Origin of the sequence: Sulfitobacter sp. JL08, assembly GCF_003352045.1 — a bacterium.
Taxonomy (GTDB): domain Bacteria; phylum Pseudomonadota; class Alphaproteobacteria; order Rhodobacterales; family Rhodobacteraceae; genus JL08.
In genome coordinates, this window is the sequence record NZ_CP025815.1 from 702,860 (window position 1) to 719,723 (window position 16,864).

Consider the following 16,864-nt stretch of genomic DNA (forward strand, 5'->3'; position numbering starts at 1 on the left):
GATGGGATTGCTGCGCAACCGGTCAGGTTACCCTAGACCAACCCCGCAACAGTGCAATCGCGGAATATGCGCACTTCGGGTGCGGCCCCCTTTAGCGAAAAACGCGTGGTCTGATCGCCGATCAGGGCGGTGGCCTCATCGTTGAATTCCAGCCCGTTCAGAACATTGCCAAAGCCGCGATCCGTGACTGTCAGAGATGTGTTCGCATCGGCCATGACATGCCTGTCGGTGGTGATCGTCAATCCGCGCGGCCCGTCAAAGCGCAGCGCTAACACCGGTGCATCGGGCCACGGGGCAGGGCGGCGCAACGTGATCGAATAGGCCGGCCCCGCCGGATCATAGGTCAGCCGCACATCGCCCTGCGCTTCGCTGTGGGTCAGAACGCAAAGCCGACCGTCCGTCGTGGCCTGCCACGCATGGGCGGGCATCGCCGCGAGGAACAGAAAGGTTAGAATGAGGCGCATGGGACGGAGTTAGGTCAGAAGGGGAAGGAGTAAAGTTGGGGGAACAAAACAAACGCTCCTGACCAATTACCTCTTCCCCCGTCGTTTCACGCCACCCCGCATGCCGCCGCGGCCCATGGTGCTGCGACCTCGGGTGCCCACTGCGGCCTCGCCCGCGGCTTCGATGGCGGACTGGCGCGCCAGGGGATCGTCAGCAATTGCCAGATCGACCGCTTCCAGCCGCTTCACCTCGTCGCGCAGGCGCGCGGCCTCTTCGAATTCAAGGTTTTCGGCGGCCTTGCGCATGTCGGTGCGCAGCCCGTCCAGTACGGCCTGAAGATTGCCGCCCGCCAGCGGGTTTTCAATCCTGGCGGTGACGCGGTTCATGTCGACATCGCCCTTGTAAAGGCCCTTCATCACGTCATCGACGTTTTTCTTGATCGTGGTCGGCGTGATGCCGTGTTCTTCGTTATAGGCAATCTGCTTGGCGCGGCGGCGGTCGGTTTCAGCCAGCGCGCGTTCCATGCTGCCGGTGATGCGATCGGCATACATGATCACCCGCCCTTCGGCGTTGCGCGCGGCGCGCCCGATGGTCTGGATCAGCGATGTTTCAGAGCGCAGGAAGCCCTCCTTGTCCGCGTCCAGAATGGCGACCAGCCCGCATTCGGGGATATCCAGCCCCTCGCGCAGCAGGTTGATACCCACCAGCACGTCAAACGCCCCAAGACGCAGATCGCGCAGAATCTCGATCCGTTCGATCGTGTCGATATCGCTGTGCATGTACCTCACCCGAATGCCCTGTTCGTGCATGTATTCGGTCAGGTCTTCGGCCATGCGTTTGGTCAGGGTGGTGACAAGCGTGCGATACCCGTCGGCGGCCACCTTTCGCACCTCCTCCAGCAGATCATCGACCTGCATGTCGACAGGGCGGATTTCGACCTGCGGGTCAAGCAGGCCGGTGGGGCGGATCACCTGTTCGGTGAACACACCACCGGTCTGTTCGATTTCCCATTTGGCGGGGGTGGCCGACACGAACACCGATTGCGGGCGCATCGCATCCCATTCCTCGAATTTCAGCGGACGGTTGTCCATGCAGGACGGCAGACGGAACCCGTGTTCGGCCAGCGTGAACTTGCGCCGGTAATCGCCTTTGTACATGCCGCCGATCTGGGGCACGGACACATGGGATTCATCTGCGAACACAATCGCGTTGTCGGGGATGAATTCAAACAGGGTTGGGGGCGGCTCGCCCGGCGCGCGCCCGGTCAGGTAGCGCGAATAGTTTTCGATCCCGTTGCACACGCCGGTCGCTTCCAGCATTTCCAGATCGAAATTCGTGCGCTGTTCCAGCCGCTGCGCCTCAAGCAGCTTGCCGTCGTTCACCAACTGGTCCAGCCGGGTTTTCAACTCTGCCTTGATATTGACAATGGCCTGCTGCATCGTCGGTTTCGGCGTGACGTAATGCGAATTGGCATAAACGCGGATCTGGTCGAACGTATCGGTTTTTTCGCCGGTCAGCGGGTCGAATTCCGTGATGCTTTCCAACTCGTCGCCAAAGAACGACAGCCGCCAGGCGCGGTCTTCCAGGTGGGCGGGGAAAATCTCCAGCGCATCGCCGCGCACCCGAAACGATCCGCGCTGGAACGCAGCATCGTTGCGCTTGTACTGTTGCGCCACCAGATCGGCGATCACCTGCCGCTGGTTATAGGCGCCGCCCACCTTCAGATCCTGCGTCATCGCGCCATAGGTTTCGACCGACCCGATGCCATAGATGCACGACACCGACGCCACGATGATCACATCATCGCGTTCCAGCAGGGCGCGGGTGGCCGAGTGGCGCATCCGGTCGATCTGTTCGTTGATCTGGCTTTCCTTCTCGATATAGGTGTCAGACCGCGCCACATAGGCTTCGGGCTGGTAATAATCATAAAAGCTGACAAAATATTCGACCGCGTTGTCGGGAAAGAAGCTTTTGAATTCACCGTATAGCTGGGCCGCCAGCGTCTTGTTCGGGGCGAGTATGATCGCGGGGCGCTGGGTTTCTTCGATCACCTTGGCCATGGTAAAGGTCTTGCCTGTACCAGTGGCCCCCAACAGCACCTGATCACGCTCGCCGTTTTTAACGCCCTGGGTCAGTTCGGCGATGGCAGTGGGCTGGTCGCCCGCGGCGGAAAACTCTGTCTGCATGCGCAAGGGAATGCCGCCCTCAAGCTTGGCGCGGGTGCGCACATCGGGGGCAGGGGCATGCATCATCGGCAGGGCGGTTTCAGGTTGGGACGTGGACATGGGGCGCTCCGGTTCAGAACCACTAAGGTTGTGGTGTTTCGCCCAAGGTTCAAGCCCCAAATACACGTCCCTGCCCACAGAATGTGGCGGCAATGCCGGGGCAGGGCGCATCGGCAAATGCCGATTGCACACCATGCGCGGCAAAACGGACCTTGCCCAGCCCCCACAAATTGCCCATATGTAAGGCACGCAAAAAACGGAGTTTGCGATGCGCGCACGTATCTTTCAGCCCGCCCGGACGGCCATGTCATCGGGCACTGCGAAAACCAAAGGCTGGGTGCTTGAATTTGCACCTGCATCCGCGCGCGAAGTCGACCCGTTGATGGGCTGGACATCGTCCTCGGACACTCAAAGCCAGGTGCGGCTGAATTTCCCCACGAAAGAGGCTGCGCTGGAATATGCCCGCGAACATGGCATCGACGCGCAGGTGTTCGAACCCAAAAAACGCAAACCCAACATCCGCCCCGGCGGTTACGGCGAGAATTTTGCAACCGGTCGGCGTGGCGCGTGGACCCATTAGCCCCTTGGGGCTTGATCGCCGGGTGGCTTTGTCGCAGTAAGGGGCCAAAGGTCCCATAGCTCAACTGGATAGAGCATCTGCCTTCTAAGCAGAGGGTTTCAGGTTCGAGTCCTGATGGGATCGCCACACCATTCCTTCAAATCCGCATCAGCCGCAGAACCGCGATTTTACGCCCCCTTCACCCGCGTATTGTCGGGATCATATGGGCCCGGCGCGATCACGGTGGCGCGATAGCGTTCGCCCAGAATATCAATGTCGACCGTACTGCCGAGACCGGCCAGATCGGGCAGCAGGAACGCAAGGGCAAGGTTCTTGCCCACGCGGTGCCCCCAATCACCCGAGGTGACGGTGCCCACAACCCTGTCGCCCTGCATCACTGATGCGCCGCCATGGGCGGGGGCGGTGTTGCAGGCAACCTCCAGCGTGACCAGTTTGCGCGACGGGCCGTTTGCGGCGCGTTCGGCCAGTGCGGCAGCGCCGATGTAATCGGTTTTCTTTGTGGATACGAACCGGTCCAGCCCTGTTTCATAGGGATCAAATTCGGTCAGGATATCGGATTTCCAGTGCAGGTAGCCTTTTTCCAGCCGCATCGATTCGACCGCGCGTGATCCGAACAGGCGCAGCCCGTGCGTCTTGCCCGCCGCGCGCAGCGCCAGGTAGGCCGCGTAAAGCTGCGCATTGGGCACATGGATTTCATAGGCCAGTTCGCCGGAAAAGCTGACCGACATGACAATCGCCGGAGCAATCCCGACAAACGCCTCGCGCACACTCAGCCATGGAAACGCCGCCGCCGACCAGTCGCCGCGCGATGCGGCAGACAGCACGTCACGCGCCTTGGGGCCGGCCAGCACCAGAATCGTGTGGTCATTGGTCAGCGATCTGATCTGCACGTCTTCATCATCGCGCAGATGCATCTGCAACCAGTCCATATCGTGGTATTCCGCCGCTGCCGCCGATCCGTACCAGATGCGGCCATCCGGCAGATTGGCGATCGTTGCCTCGGCCTTGAGCATGCCATTGTGGTTCAGCAGATACCCCAGCCCCACTTTGCCCCGCGCCCGGGTGACCCGCCCGCAGATCATCCTATCCAGAAAATCATGCGCACCCGAACCGGTCATCTCGTAGCGGTTGAACCCGCTGATTTCGGTCAGGCCCACCGCGTTCTGCACCGCCGCGACTTCGGATGCGATCACGTCGAACGCTTCGTTGAACCGAAAGCAGTGGGTTTCGTGAAAATCGGGTGTCGGCTTGATGTATTCAACCCGCTCCCATCCGTTCACAACGCCGAATGCGGCTCCTTCGGCGGCCAGAACCGGCGTCAGTGGCGTGGTTTTCATCGGGCGGCCCGCAGGGCGGTGTTCATGCGGGAAATGAAAGCGGAATTCGTTCTGGTAATCCTCGATCGCCTTCAGGGCCGTCAGTTCCACATTGGCATGGCCGGTGAAACGGCGCGGGTCGGTGACCCAGGTGTCGTAACACGCCTCGCCATGTACGATCTGTTGCGCCAGCAGCCAGCCATGCCCGCCGCCTTCGCCCAATCCGGCGCGCAGGCCGATGATGCAGAACGCATTGCGTTTGCCGGGGATCGGGCCAACCAGCGGCGCGCCGTCGATCGTGTAGGTGATCGGGCCATTCACCACCGTATGAATGCCGGTTTCCATCAATGCGGGCATTCGCGCAAACGCACCTTCCAGAACATCCGTCACACGATCCAGATCATCGGGGCACAGGGCGTTGACGAAATTCGGATCGATCCCGTCCATGCCCCATGTCTTGCAGTTCTGTTCATAAAACCCGACCAGCAGACCGTTCTTTTCCTGACGGCAGTAATAATCGCTGATCGGACAGCGCAGCAGCGGCATCCGGTGCCCCGCGTTTTCGATGGCTGCAATCGGTTCGGTCAGGAAATACTGGTGTTCCATCGACATCACCGGGTGGTGCACACCCATCATCGCGCCCACCTCGTTCACGCGGTAGCCGCAGGCGTTAACCACGATTTCGGCCCGCACATCGCCTTTTTCGGTGTGCACGGTCCAGGAATGATCCTTGTGCTGCGTCAGGCCGGTCACAGGCGTGTTGCGGTGCACTTCGGCCCCTGCGTTGCGCGCGCGCCGCGCCAGCGCCTGGCACAGTTGCGCCGGATCAATGTCGCCATCCAGCGGATCCCACAGGCCACCCAGCAGGTTATCGGTTGAAATCAGTGGATGGCGACGGGCGCATTCATCTGCATCAATCACTTCGAATTCCACGCCCATGCCGCGCGCCATGGATGCGAAATGGCGATAGCCTTCCATCTGTTCGGGTGTGTTGGCCAGACGGATACCACCATCGGCATGGTGATAGTTGATCGGATATTCCGGATCTTCCGCCAGTTCCTTGTAAAGGTTGATCGAATGGGTTTTCAGACCCACCATCGTCTGGTTCATCCCGAAATTGGTCACCTGCGCCGCCGAATGCCATGTGGTCCCGCTGGTCAATTCATTGCGTTCCAGCAGCATCACATCGCTCCATCCTTCCTGTGTCAGGTGATAAAGTGTTGAACAGCCTGCGATGCCACCGCCTATCACGACGACGCGAACCTGGGATTTCATGATGCCTCCGAAAAAAATGTCGGGTTCAATTCGCTGTCAAATGCACCCTTGGTCAAGCTTCGGCGCATACCTTCGAAAAAATCGGAACTGATATTCGATAAATCTGCGGGCGCATGTGCGGGCTTGCGCCGCTGCTCCGCCCCGCCTTTTCTTTGATCCGAGCAGGGAGACAGCGCAATGGGCAACAGGACAGGATCGCAGCGCACGGGCGGGCGCGCGCAGCGTTTGGAAAAACGCGCGGCCAAACCGGTGTTCGATCCATGCCCGCCGGGGCAGGTTGGCGGGCAGTACAGGCCTTTGTCTGACCAAGATGTGCAGGCCATATACGACACTGCTTTGAAATTGCTGGCCGAACTGGGCATGGGCGAGGTGCCGACGCGCCTTTACGACGATCTGACGGCAGCGGGCGCGCAGGTGTTGCCGAATGGCAGGCTGGGCTTTCCCCGCACCCTTGTCGAAGACGCCATTGCGGCGGCTGCCAAGAAATTCGTACTGCACGGGCGGGACGACACGCGATCCATCGAGGTGGGCGGCGACCGGGTGCATTTCGGCACCGGCGGGGCGGCGGTGCAAACGCTGGATCTGGAAACGCGGCTTTACCGCCCGTCGACATTGCAGGACTTGCATGATTTCACACGGTTGCAGGACACGCTTGAAAACGTCAGCTGGTTCACACGGTGCTGTGTTGCCACCGATGTGCCCGACAATTTCAAGCTGGATGTGAACACCGCCTTTTCCCTGATCTGCAACACGACCAAACCAACGGCAACTTCCTTTACCCTTGCCGAGTACGTCGCGCCAATCGTGCAGATGCTGGATATCGCCGCAGGCGGGGAGGGCGCGTTTTCAAAACGCCCCTTTATCAAGGCCCATATCAGCCCTGTCATTTCACCGATGCGCTATGGCGAAGACGCGGTGGATGTCGTTTATGAATGCATTGCGCACAATATCCCCATGTCCTGCATCACCGCCGCACAGTCGGGCGCGACAGCCCCGGCGACGCTGGCCGGGTTTCTTGCGCAATCGCTGGCGGAAACATTGGCCTCGCTGGTCATGGTCCATGCGATCCGGCCGGGGTTTCCGATGATCTTTTCCAACTGGCCGCTGGTGATTGATCTGCGCACCGGTGCTTTTGCGGGCGGGGGCGGTGAAATCGCCGTGCTCAACGCGGCTTCGGCGCAGGTATCGAACTGGCTTGGCCTGCCATCCGGTGTTGCCGCGTCCATGACAGATGCCAAGGCAATCGATGCGCAATACGGTGCGGAAAAGGCGCTGACGGCATTGGCTGCCGGATTGGGTGGCGGCAACCTGATCTATGAAAGCTCGGGCATGACCGCATCGCTGTTGGGGGCCAGTTTCGAAGCATTTGTTCTGGACAATGAAATGTTGTCGTCAGTGTACCGTGCCCTGCGCGGGATCGAAGTGAACGAAGAGACGCTGGGATACGGCGCAATTGTGCAATCGGTTCTGGGCGATGGGCATTTTCTGGGCTCGTCCCACACATTCAACGCGATGGAGCGGGATTATTTCTATCCCAAACTGGCCGATCGCGATGCGCCGATCACCTGGGCAGAAAAGGGCGCTCCGGACATCTGGCAAAGGGCGCGCGACGCGGCGCGTGGGATTTTGGCCAGCCACCACCCCGATTATCTGTCCCAGGGGCAAATCCGTGCGATCAAGGACCGCTTTCCAATCCTGCCCGTGAAACGCTAGGCGGCCTGATCGCTGTGGCGCAACCGGTCCTCAAGCCACGGATAGCGCCGCAGGCAGGGATCAAGGATATGAGTCTGCATCAACCGGCGCAGCAATGTGGCAATCACAAGCGCGGTTTCGGCATTGTGTTCAGGTTCTGCGAACAATGAAATCGTGCGCGCGAACGCGGCGAGGGGCAGCGGGGTCACGTTCACGTCGTCCAGAAACCTTTGGGTTCGCATCAACACGACAGGTGTGGTGATGGTCCATCCCTGAGCGTGGGCGATCAGCCCCATGATCGACTGGTTGCTGTCAAATTCATGGCGGTTGGCCAGCGCGATGCCATTGCGTTTCAGATGCGCTTCGATCTGCATGCCGATCTGGTGTTGCAGATTATAGCGCAGGAACGGCACACCGGCGGCATCCCCAAGATAGGTGTCATTATCTGCCGCCAGCGACTTTGGTGTGACCATGACAAACGGATCGCGCAGCAGATCATGCGCCACGTGGCGCTGATCGGTGCCCTGATTGCGTGCGGCAATGGCAAGGTTCAGGCCGCGGGACTCGACCAGACTGATCGCTTCGTGGCTGGGATGTGTGCGCAGCGTCAGCTTCAGCCGCGGCAGGTTCTGCGCCAGTTTGATCACCAGATCGGGCACAATATTACCTTCGAAATCTTCGATAACACCAATGCGCAACTGCCGCGCCTGATAAAGGCCCCCAATCGCGGTTTCCGACTGGGCCAGCCGGATATGGCGCAGCCCTTCCTCGATGCGCGCAGAAAAATTCTGCCCCGCAGGCGTAAGAACCATTGGCCGGTGCGCACGGTCGATCAGACGTACGCCCAGTTCATCCTCAAGCCGGTTCAGGTGATGCGAAACAGACGAGATCGACAGCCCCATCGTTTGCGCCGTCTTTTGCAACGACAAGCTGCGCGACAACACCTCGAACATTTCAAGCGCCTGAAGAGACAGTTTGGAATAAGACATGGCGTGACAACTATACTGGCGGGGCGAAAAAGAACGCGTCGGAATTCGCCCGCTCTTTTCGAATTATTGTAAACTATGGGCCGACCCGACTTGCGCTGTCAAAGCAATTCAACATAGTTGTGCAACCTTGAGCTTTGGGTGTTTCCACGACAGAGTTCAAACACCATTCGTGATAAATGAGGCCGAAGTGATCCAGCTTTACTCCGCGATCTGGCGCGTCAGCGGCAAACGTCAGATAGTCCTGATCCTGCTGTCCCTCGCCATCGCCGCATTGGCGGCTGTTCCTCTTAGTTATCAAAAGGATATCATCAACGGGCTGACAGGGAATGATCTGCAAAACAGTGATCTGATCCGTCTGTGCCTTGGCATGATGGGAATGATCACGCTTAGTCTGGGGCTGAAGGCGCTGATGGGATACCGCGCCAGTATTCTGGGTGAAGATGTCACGCGGCTGCTGCGAAACCGGATTTACGAAGGTGCGGTGGAGGCCAAGGCAACATTCACCGAAAGCAAACGTGGCGGCACGCTGGCCACGATGATTTCGGCCGAGGCCGAAGAATTAGGCAAATTCACCGGCAGCGCATTTTCCGAACCTGTGGTTCAGTTCGGTACATTGATCAGCGTTGTCGGCTTTATCGCATCAACCCAGCCTTTTCTGGGGGCGATCGCCCTGTGCATGATCGCGCCACAGGTTGTTCTGGTTCTGGGGACGCAAAAACAGGTGAACCGTTTGGTGGGCGAACGGGTTCATGTGTTGCGCCGTGCCACGGACGAGTCGCTTGCCGAAGGGCTGGAACGTGTCAATCAATCCGTGGTGGATGATTTTGATGCGATTTTTGAAACCCGGCGCAGCATTTTCATCTGGAAACTGTCGACCAAATTCCTGCTAAGCGCGATCAACGGCGCCGGAACCGTGGCAGTGTTGGCGCTCGGCGGATTGCTGGTTCTGGACGGGCGCACGGATGTGGGCACCGTCGTGGCGGCGACCATCGGTCTGGACCGGTTGCGCGGCCCCACCAGTTTCCTGATTGCCTTTTACCGGCAGGTCAGCGCGACACGCGTAAAGTTTGATTTGCTGCGCGAGGTTGCGGGCCCGCAAAACGCCAAAAACAACTGATCGGCACTTGTCGGCGGTCTGCCTGTGCAGGTCGCTTTTGCAGCTTGATTTCAAAATTCAAATGGACACTATTGTCCAATGCTTGCGGAAACGGAATCACGCAAGGTTGAACGCATAGGGAGTCTGCCATGAAATCGCATTACCGTGTTGTCGTGATCGGGGGCGGCGTTGTTGGCGCGTCGGTGTTGTATCACCTTGCCAAAATGGGCTGGAGCGATGTGTGCCTGATTGAACGTTCGGTTCTGACAGCCGGGTCAAGCTGGCATGCGGCTGGCGGCATCCATGCACTGAATGCGGACCCGAATATCGCGCAGCTTCAAGCTTACACGATCGATCTGCTAAGCGAGATTGAAAAGGAAAGCGGCCAGAACATCGGCCTGCACATGACGGGCGGTCTGACCATGGCGGGCACGCCGGATCGGTGGGAATGGCTGCAATCGGCCTATCGTACGTTCCAGTCTATCGGGATCGACGATTGCCGCCTTGTCAGCGTGGAAGAAGCGGTTGAACTGAACCCGATCATGTCAGGCGATGGCTTGCTGGGCGGCATGTGGGCGGATCGAGAAGGCTATATCGATACCACAGGCACGGTGCACGCCTATGCCGGCGCGGCCAAGAAACGCGGCGCGACGGTGATCGAACACAACCGCGTTCTGGAACTGAACCAGACGCTGAACGGCTGGGAGGTCGTGACTGAAAAAGGCACGATCAATTGTGAACACGTGGTCAACGCAGCCGGACTTTGGGCCAAACAGGTGGGCCGGATGGCCGGTGTTGAACTGCCGGTTTCGCCGCTGAACCATCACTACCTGATTTCCGACACGATCCCGCAACTGGAAGAGATCGATTTCGAAGTGCCGATGACCGTGGATCTTGAGGGGTTTACCTATCTGCGACAGGATCAAAAAGGTGTCCTGTTGGGCATATACGAGGTGAACCACCAGCACTGGATGATGGATGGCGCCCCGTGGGAATACGGGTTCGAATTGCAGCAGGAAGACCCCGACCGCATCGAACACGAACTGGAACTGGGCTTTAACCGCTATCCCTGCCTGCAAGAGGTTGGCGTTAAAACGTGGGTCAACGGCGCGTTTACCTTCAGCCCCGATGGTAACCCGCTGGTCGGGCCGGTGCCGGGCAAGCGCAGCTACTGGACCGCCTGCGCCGTGATGGCCGGGTTCCTGCAGGGCGGGGGCGTGGGCAAATCGCTGGCCGAATGGATCATAACCGGTGAACCCGAAGCAGACGTTTACGGCATGGACGTTGCGCGCTACGGGACGTTTGCGGAAAACAAGCAATACATCAAGGAAACCACCGGCCAGTTTTACACCCGCCGCTTCGTGATGACCTATCCCAACGAACAACTGCCGGCGGGCCGCCCGCTGAAAACGTCGGGTGCGCATGACGCGATGACGGCGGCGGGCTGCCAGTGGGGTGTCAGCTGGGATCTAGAGGTGCCGCTTTACTTTGCCGAACCGGGGTTCCGCGAGACACCGTCACTCAAACGTTCGAACGCGTTTAGGATCGTCGCGGATGAATGTCGTGCGGTACGCGAAGATGTCGGATTGCTCGATATCTCGGGCTTTTCCCGGTTCGAGGTGTCCGGCCCCAACGCCGAACCCTGGCTGAACCGGATCATGGCCAGCCGCCTGCCCGCACCGGGGCGCGCACGTCTGGCCCCGATGCTGGGCGAAAACGGCCGCCTAAAGGGCGATCTGACGGTATTCAACTGGGGCGATGGAACTTGGTGGATCATGGGCAGCTATTATCTGCGCGCCTGGCACATGCGCTGGTTCAACGATCATATGGATGATGGCGTTCATCTGCGTGATCTGGGCGAAGACACCGCCGGATTTTCCCTGTCAGGGCCGAAATCGGCCGCGGTGATCGAAAAGCTGACGGATGGCCCCATCGGTGAACTGCCGTTCATGGGCTGCGGAGCCTTTGATATCGGCCTGATCCGCGCCAAGGTTGGCCGCCTGTCCGTCACGGGCGAACTGGGGTATGAAATCCATTGCCGCGCGGGCGATCACGCGACGCTGCGGCAGGCATTGCTCAAGGCGGGGGCAGACCAGAATATCCGTGAATACGGGTTCAACGCCTTGCTTAGCCTGCGGATCGAAAAAAGCTTTGGCATCTGGTCGGCGGAATTCACTCAGGCCTACACGCCGGGCATGACCGGAATGGATCGCTGGATCGACTGGGACAAGGGCGATTTCGTCGGGCGCAAAGCGGCGATGGCGGAGCGCGACGGAAACGGGCCGGCGCAGGTACAGGTCACGCTGGAGATCGACGCCGATGGTGCGGACGCCAGCGGCTATGAACCGATCTGGGCCGACGGCGCGCAGATCGGGTTCGTTACCTCGGGCGGATATGGCCACACCATCGGAAAATCGCTGGCCATGGCGCTGGTCGATACGGCACATGCGGCTGTCGGAACCGACCTGTCGGTGCACGTTGTCGGGGTGGAACGCGCCGCGCGGGTGATTGCACCATCTCCTTATGATCCAACCGGAAAGGCCATGCGCGCATGACACAGTTAGACAGCCCGGAGCGCGACGCAACCACGGGGCGGCGAAGGTCGCGCAGATCGCGCAACGATGCCCCGCCCGTCACGCGCAAAACGGATTACCGCAATCTGCGCAATCCGTTTCCAATGATGTCGCTGTTCAGCGAGGACCGGATCGAGGCGATCCACGAGGCATCGCTGACCCTGCTGGAAACGCTGGGCATCAAGGTGCTGCTGCCCGAGGCGCGCGCGCTTTACCGCGCCGCAGGGGCCAAGGTGGATGACAGCGCGGAAATGGTGTTCATCGGGCGCGAAATTATCACCGCCGCTCTGGCCACCGCGCCGAAATCCTTTCCGGTGATGGCCGCCGTGCGCGACCGCGATATCGTGATGGAACTGGGCAACCTGATTTTCCAGCCCGGTGCAGGCGCGCCGCACGCTACCGATCTGGAACGCGGGCGCCGCCCCGGATCGGAACGTGATTTCCGGGAACTGATCCGCCTGACCCAGCATTTTGACGTGCTGCACATGGTGCCGCCGCTGGTCGAACCGCAGGATGTACCCATGCATCTGCGACACTACGCAACTCTCGACGCGCAGCTGAGCCTGACAGACAAGGTACCGTTCGTGTTTGCCCGTGGCACGCCGCAAGTGCGCGAAAGCTTTGAAATGCTGCGTGATTTTCGCGGCCTTACAGATGCGGAATTTCACGCCAATTCGCATTGCTATACCATCATCAACACCAATTCTCCGCGCCAGATCGACATTCCGATGGCGCAGGGCCTGATCGATTTCGCCAAGGCCGGGCAGGTTTCAATCGTAACGCCGTTCACCCTGATGGGGGCGATGGCCCCGATCACTGTGGCGGGCGCGATGACCCTGTCCCACGCCGAAGCGATGGCGGCGATTGCGCTGACCCAGCTTGCCAATCCCGGCGCGCCTGTCTGCTATGGCACGTTCACATCGAACGTCGATATGAGATCGGGTGCGCCGGCCTTTGGCACGCCGGAACATTTCAAGGCCAGCATTGTCGCCGGGCAACTGGCGCGCAAGCTGGGGCTGCCGTGGCGCTGCGCCAGTGGCAGCGCGGCCAATATCAACGATGCACAGGCGGCCAATGAAACGCAGTTTGGCGTGTGGGGCTGCCTGTTGGCGGGCGCAACGGTCGTGATCCATTCGGCAGGCTGGCTGGAAGGCGGCCTGACGGTATCCTATGAAAAGCTGATCACCGATATGGAAGTGTTGCAGATGGTTGCCGAAATCTGCGCCAATACGTCAGCCGATGACGCGGATATTGCCATGGACGCGCTGGCCGAAGTGCAACCGGGCGGGCATTTCTTTGGCTGCGCCCATACGATGGAACGCTACCAGACCGAATTTTACGAACCGCTGATCGGCGATCTGTCAAATTTCGGCACCTGGACAGAGCGTGGCGCGCTGGATGCCAACACCCGCGCCACAGCAATGTGGCAGCGTATTCTGGCCGAAGATACAGGGCCTGCCATTGACGGCGCTGCCCATGAACGGCTGCTGGCCGATATCGCCGCGCGCACCGCCGCTGGCGGCGCCCCGCCAGAAAGCTGACGCAATGGCGAAATCAAAGGTCACACCGCTGCTGCACCGCGACGACCCCGACAAGGAACCCCTTGTCGGGAACATCAAGGTCACGAAACAGGACTGGCTGAACGTGGCCAAGGATGTGCTGATTTCCGACGGGGTCGAACACGTCAAGGTTCTGGCGCTGGGCGACCGGCTGGGCGTGTCGCGCTCAAGTTTCTACTGGTATTTCAAAAGTCGCCAGGACCTGCTCGATGCGCTTTTGCTGGATTGGGAAAACACCAATACCGCCGCATTGGTCGCCAAGGCCAGCCAACCTGCCGAAACGATCACAGGCGCGGTGTGCAACGTCTTTGAATGTGTCATTGATCCCGATCTGTTCAATACCGCGCTGGATTTCGCGGTGCGGGCCTGGGCGCGCAGTTCGGGCAAGGTGCGCCGCGTTCTGGATCGTTCGAACGCCGCACGCCTGCAGGCGCTGACCGATATGTTCCTGCGTTACGGCTATGATCCGCTCGAGGCGGAAACCCGCGCGCGTATCCTGTATTTCACCCAGATCGGCTATGACGATGCCGATTTGCAGGAATCCATGGAAGAACGAAACCGTATGGTGCCGATGTATCTGCTGGGGTTTACCGGCCAGCAGGCCCGCCCCGAAGAGATTGCCGCAACCCATGCCCGCGCCCGCGCGATTGCCGAAAAGCGCGGCGGCTGAGGGTTTATGACCGTTTCGGTCTGATCACTGCCGTGGCTTCGATTTCAAGCAGCGCCTCGTCTTCGATCAATCCGGCCACCACCAGCATCGACATGGCCGGAAAATGCCGCCCCAGCACGCGGCGATAAACCTCTCCGACCTCGCGCTGTTTGGCCAGATATTCCTGTTTGTCGATGATGAACCACGTCAGGCGGGTGATGTCTGCAACCGTGCCGCCCGATGCTTCGACAATATCCACGATATTACGCAGGGCCTGTTCCATCTGTCCGATGAAATCATGGGTTTCAAAAACCTGTTCGGCAGTCCAGCCGATCTGCCCGCCGACATACAGCGTCCCGTCCTCGGTCAGCATGGCATTGGCATAGCCTTTGGCCGGGGCCCACCCTTCTGGCTGAATGGTTTTGTGGGTCATGTGGTGTCTCCTAGATAGGGGGCCAGTGCCGTGCGCAGCGCGGGTGGCCACGGGTCGGGCCGTCCGTCCCGATCGACTTTGACAAGGGTGGATGTGGTTTCAAATCGTATGTCGCCATTACAGGACGCCTGCATTTTCAGGCCCAGACTGCTGGTGCCAAGCCGCACAATCCGCAATTCGATGATCAGTTCATCACCGTGACGGCTGGGCGCGGGAAAGGTGGTTTCAATTGTCACCGTCGGCGTTGCGCCCGTGCGGTGCAGGTCTTCGAACGGGGCGTTCAGCGCGTCGCTGAAAAACGCTTCGACACAATCGTTCATCATCTCGAAATAGCGCGGATAGAATACGATGCCCGCCGGATCGCAATGTTTGAACAGCACTTTTTGCGCAAAGGCAAAGACGTGGCCCGTCATGGCGCGTCTTTCCGCAGCTGAAAGCGTTGGATCTTGCCGGTCTGGGTCTTGGGCAACGCATCGGTAAACACGATGCTGCGCGGGTACTTATAGGGTGCGATCACCGCCTTGACGTGATCCTGCAAGGCTTTGATCAGGTCCGCATCGCCTCTGTGCCCTTCGGCCAGAACCACATGCGCCTGCACAATCGATCCGCGTGCGGCATCCGGCGCGCCGATCACCGCGCATTCGGCTACCGCCGCATGGGCCAGCAATGCGGCCTCGACCTCGGGACCGGCGATGTTGTATCCGCTGGACACGATCATATCGTCATTGCGCGCCACGAAATGTAGCGCGCCCCTTTCGTCGCGCACGAAACTGTCGCCGGTAATGTTCCACCCGTCCTGCACGTAATCGCGCTGGCGCGCATCATCGAGGTAACGGCACCCAGTCGGCCCGCGCACGGCCAGCCGCCCCGCCGTGCCATCGGGCAGGGTTTCACCGTCCGGCCCGATGATCTTGACCTCGTAACCCGTGACCGGTTTGCCGGTGCAGGCAGGTGCATGATCGTCAAACCGGTTGGAAATGAAGATATGCAGCAGTTCCGTGGCGCCGATCCCGTCCAGCATCGGTTTGCCCGTCTTTTCGATCCAGTCATGGTAAACCGGCGCAGGCAATGTTTCCCCCGCAGACACGGCGGCGCGCAGCGACGACAGATCGGCGCCCTTGTCCATCGCGGCCAGCATGAACCGGTACGCTGTGGGCGCGGTGAAACATACGGTGGCTTTGTATTTTTCAATGATTTCAATCATGTTCGGGGGCGATGCGGTTTCCAGCAGGGTCGCCGCCGCCCCGAACCGCAACGGAAACACCGCCAGTCCGCCCAGACCGAAGGTAAAGGCCAAAGGCGGCGATCCGATGAACACATCCTCGGGGGTAACGTTCAGCACCTCTTTGGCATACCCGTCTGCTATGATCAGCAGGTCACGATGGAAATGCATCGTGGCCTTGGGCGATCCGGTGGTGCCGGATGTGAAGCCCAGCAAAGCCACATCATCGCGCCCGGTGTCCACGGCATCGAATTTCACCGGCTTTTCCAGCGCCAGCCGGTCCAGTTCGGCATCATGGTTCGATGTGCCGTCAAAGCCTGCGACAGTTTTCAGCGTCTTGCTGGCCTTGGCACAAATCGCCATTTCATCCATCAGCCGCGTATCGCACAGCGCATGGGTGATCCGGGCCTTGTCCACGATCGCGCCCAATTCGCCCGCGCGCAGCATCGGCATGGTGTTCACCACCACCGCCCCCGCCTTGGTCGCGGCCAGCCAGCAGGCCACCATCGCCGGATTGTTGGCCGACCGGATCAGCACCCGGTTGCCCGGCTTGATGCCCAGATTGTCCACCAGCGCGTGGGCCAGGCGGTTGGTCCAGTCCGACAGTTCCTTATAGGTGCGCCGCCGCCCGTTCCCGATCAGCGCTGTATTGTCGCCAAACCCGCGGTCCACCATTCTGTCGGTCAGTTCGACCCCGACATTCAGACGCTCCGGGTATGCAAACCCGTCCAACAGAAAATCGGGCCATTCCGTCTCGGGCGGCAGGTTGTCGCGCGCAAACGTGTCGGTATGGGCAGATGGTCCAAGCATG

Annotated in this window: 13 protein-coding genes and 1 tRNA gene; 7 read left to right on the forward strand and 7 right to left on the reverse strand. The window is 60.1% G+C overall.

Features of this window, described 5'->3' with window-relative positions; genetic code table 11:
- Positions 1 to 32 precede the first annotated feature (32 nt).
- Complete coding sequence (locus tag C1J05_RS03575; protein ID WP_114869063.1) at positions 33 to 464, reverse strand: hypothetical protein; 432 nt, start codon at positions 462 to 464, stop codon at positions 33 to 35.
- 66 nt (positions 465 to 530) lie between these two features.
- Positions 531 to 2,729 carry an excinuclease ABC subunit UvrB gene (gene uvrB / locus C1J05_RS03580; RefSeq protein ID WP_114869064.1) on the reverse strand — a complete coding sequence of 733 codons (2,199 nt, stop codon included), beginning with the start codon at positions 2,727 to 2,729 and terminating at the stop codon, positions 531 to 533.
- 208 nt (positions 2,730 to 2,937) lie between these two features.
- Between uvrB and C1J05_RS03585 the strand changes: the two genes are divergently transcribed.
- Together C1J05_RS03585 and C1J05_RS03590 are read left to right on the forward strand one after the other, a co-directional pair.
- Positions 2,938 to 3,249, forward strand: a complete 312-nt coding sequence (locus C1J05_RS03585) for an ETC complex I subunit (protein WP_114869065.1) — start codon at positions 2,938 to 2,940, stop codon at positions 3,247 to 3,249.
- Positions 3,250 to 3,298: 49 nt separating this feature from the next.
- Positions 3,299 to 3,375 (forward strand) — tRNA-Arg (locus C1J05_RS03590).
- 41 nt (positions 3,376 to 3,416) lie between these two features.
- On the opposite strand, the gene C1J05_RS03595 is transcribed toward C1J05_RS03590, so the two are convergent.
- Complete coding sequence (locus C1J05_RS03595) at positions 3,417 to 5,840, reverse strand: GcvT family protein (protein ID WP_114869066.1); 2,424 nt, start codon at positions 5,838 to 5,840, stop codon at positions 3,417 to 3,419.
- 177 nt (positions 5,841 to 6,017) lie between these two features.
- Here C1J05_RS03595 and C1J05_RS03600 point away from each other — a divergent pair, with 177 nt between their 5' ends.
- Positions 6,018 to 7,553, forward strand: a complete 1,536-nt coding sequence (locus C1J05_RS03600) for a trimethylamine methyltransferase family protein (protein ID WP_114869067.1) — start codon at positions 6,018 to 6,020, stop codon at positions 7,551 to 7,553.
- On the opposite strand, the gene C1J05_RS03605 is transcribed toward C1J05_RS03600, so the two are convergent.
- Complete coding sequence (locus C1J05_RS03605; RefSeq protein ID WP_114869068.1) at positions 7,550 to 8,521, reverse strand: LysR family transcriptional regulator; 972 nt, start codon at positions 8,519 to 8,521, stop codon at positions 7,550 to 7,552. The two genes, C1J05_RS03600 and C1J05_RS03605, sit on opposite strands and share 4 nt — an antisense overlap.
- Before the next feature lie 187 nt (positions 8,522 to 8,708).
- On the opposite strand from C1J05_RS03605, the gene C1J05_RS03610 reads away from it, so the two are divergent.
- The 4 genes from C1J05_RS03610 (at position 8,709) to C1J05_RS03625 (ending at position 14,419) form a co-directional block, all read left to right on the forward strand.
- A complete protein-coding gene (locus C1J05_RS03610; protein ID WP_114872087.1) occupies positions 8,709 to 9,638 on the forward strand; it encodes an ABC transporter transmembrane domain-containing protein in 930 nt (309 codons plus the stop codon).
- Positions 9,639 to 9,766: 128 nt separating this feature from the next.
- Positions 9,767 to 12,172, forward strand: a complete 2,406-nt coding sequence (locus C1J05_RS03615) for a GcvT family protein (protein WP_114869069.1) — start codon at positions 9,767 to 9,769, stop codon at positions 12,170 to 12,172.
- The gene (locus tag C1J05_RS03620; RefSeq protein WP_114869070.1) at positions 12,169 to 13,731 is read left to right on the forward strand and encodes a trimethylamine methyltransferase family protein; all 1,563 of its coding nucleotides are present in this window, start codon (positions 12,169 to 12,171) and stop codon (positions 13,729 to 13,731) included. Before C1J05_RS03615 ends, C1J05_RS03620 begins: the two co-directional genes overlap by 4 nt.
- A 4-nt stretch (positions 13,732 to 13,735) precedes the next feature.
- A complete protein-coding gene (locus tag C1J05_RS03625; protein ID WP_114872088.1) occupies positions 13,736 to 14,419 on the forward strand; it encodes a TetR/AcrR family transcriptional regulator in 684 nt (227 codons plus the stop codon).
- A 4-nt stretch (positions 14,420 to 14,423) separates the two neighbouring features.
- On the opposite strand, the gene C1J05_RS03630 is transcribed toward C1J05_RS03625, so the two are convergent.
- Genes C1J05_RS03630 through C1J05_RS03640 form a run of 3 tightly spaced genes read right to left on the reverse strand, consistent with a single transcriptional unit; the run spans position 14,424 to position 16,863 of the window.
- Positions 14,424 to 14,831: a RidA family protein gene (locus C1J05_RS03630; protein ID WP_114869071.1), complete on the reverse strand. Its 408-nt coding sequence runs from the start codon at positions 14,829 to 14,831 to the stop codon at positions 14,424 to 14,426.
- The gene (locus tag C1J05_RS03635; protein WP_114869072.1) at positions 14,828 to 15,244 is read right to left on the reverse strand and encodes an acyl-CoA thioesterase; all 417 of its coding nucleotides are present in this window, start codon (positions 15,242 to 15,244) and stop codon (positions 14,828 to 14,830) included. Before C1J05_RS03635 ends, C1J05_RS03630 begins: the two co-directional genes overlap by 4 nt.
- Complete coding sequence (locus tag C1J05_RS03640; RefSeq protein ID WP_114869073.1) at positions 15,241 to 16,863, reverse strand: AMP-binding protein; 1,623 nt, start codon at positions 16,861 to 16,863, stop codon at positions 15,241 to 15,243. The genes C1J05_RS03635 and C1J05_RS03640 overlap by 4 nt, the downstream gene beginning before the upstream one ends.
- Position 16,864 lies beyond the last annotated feature (1 nt).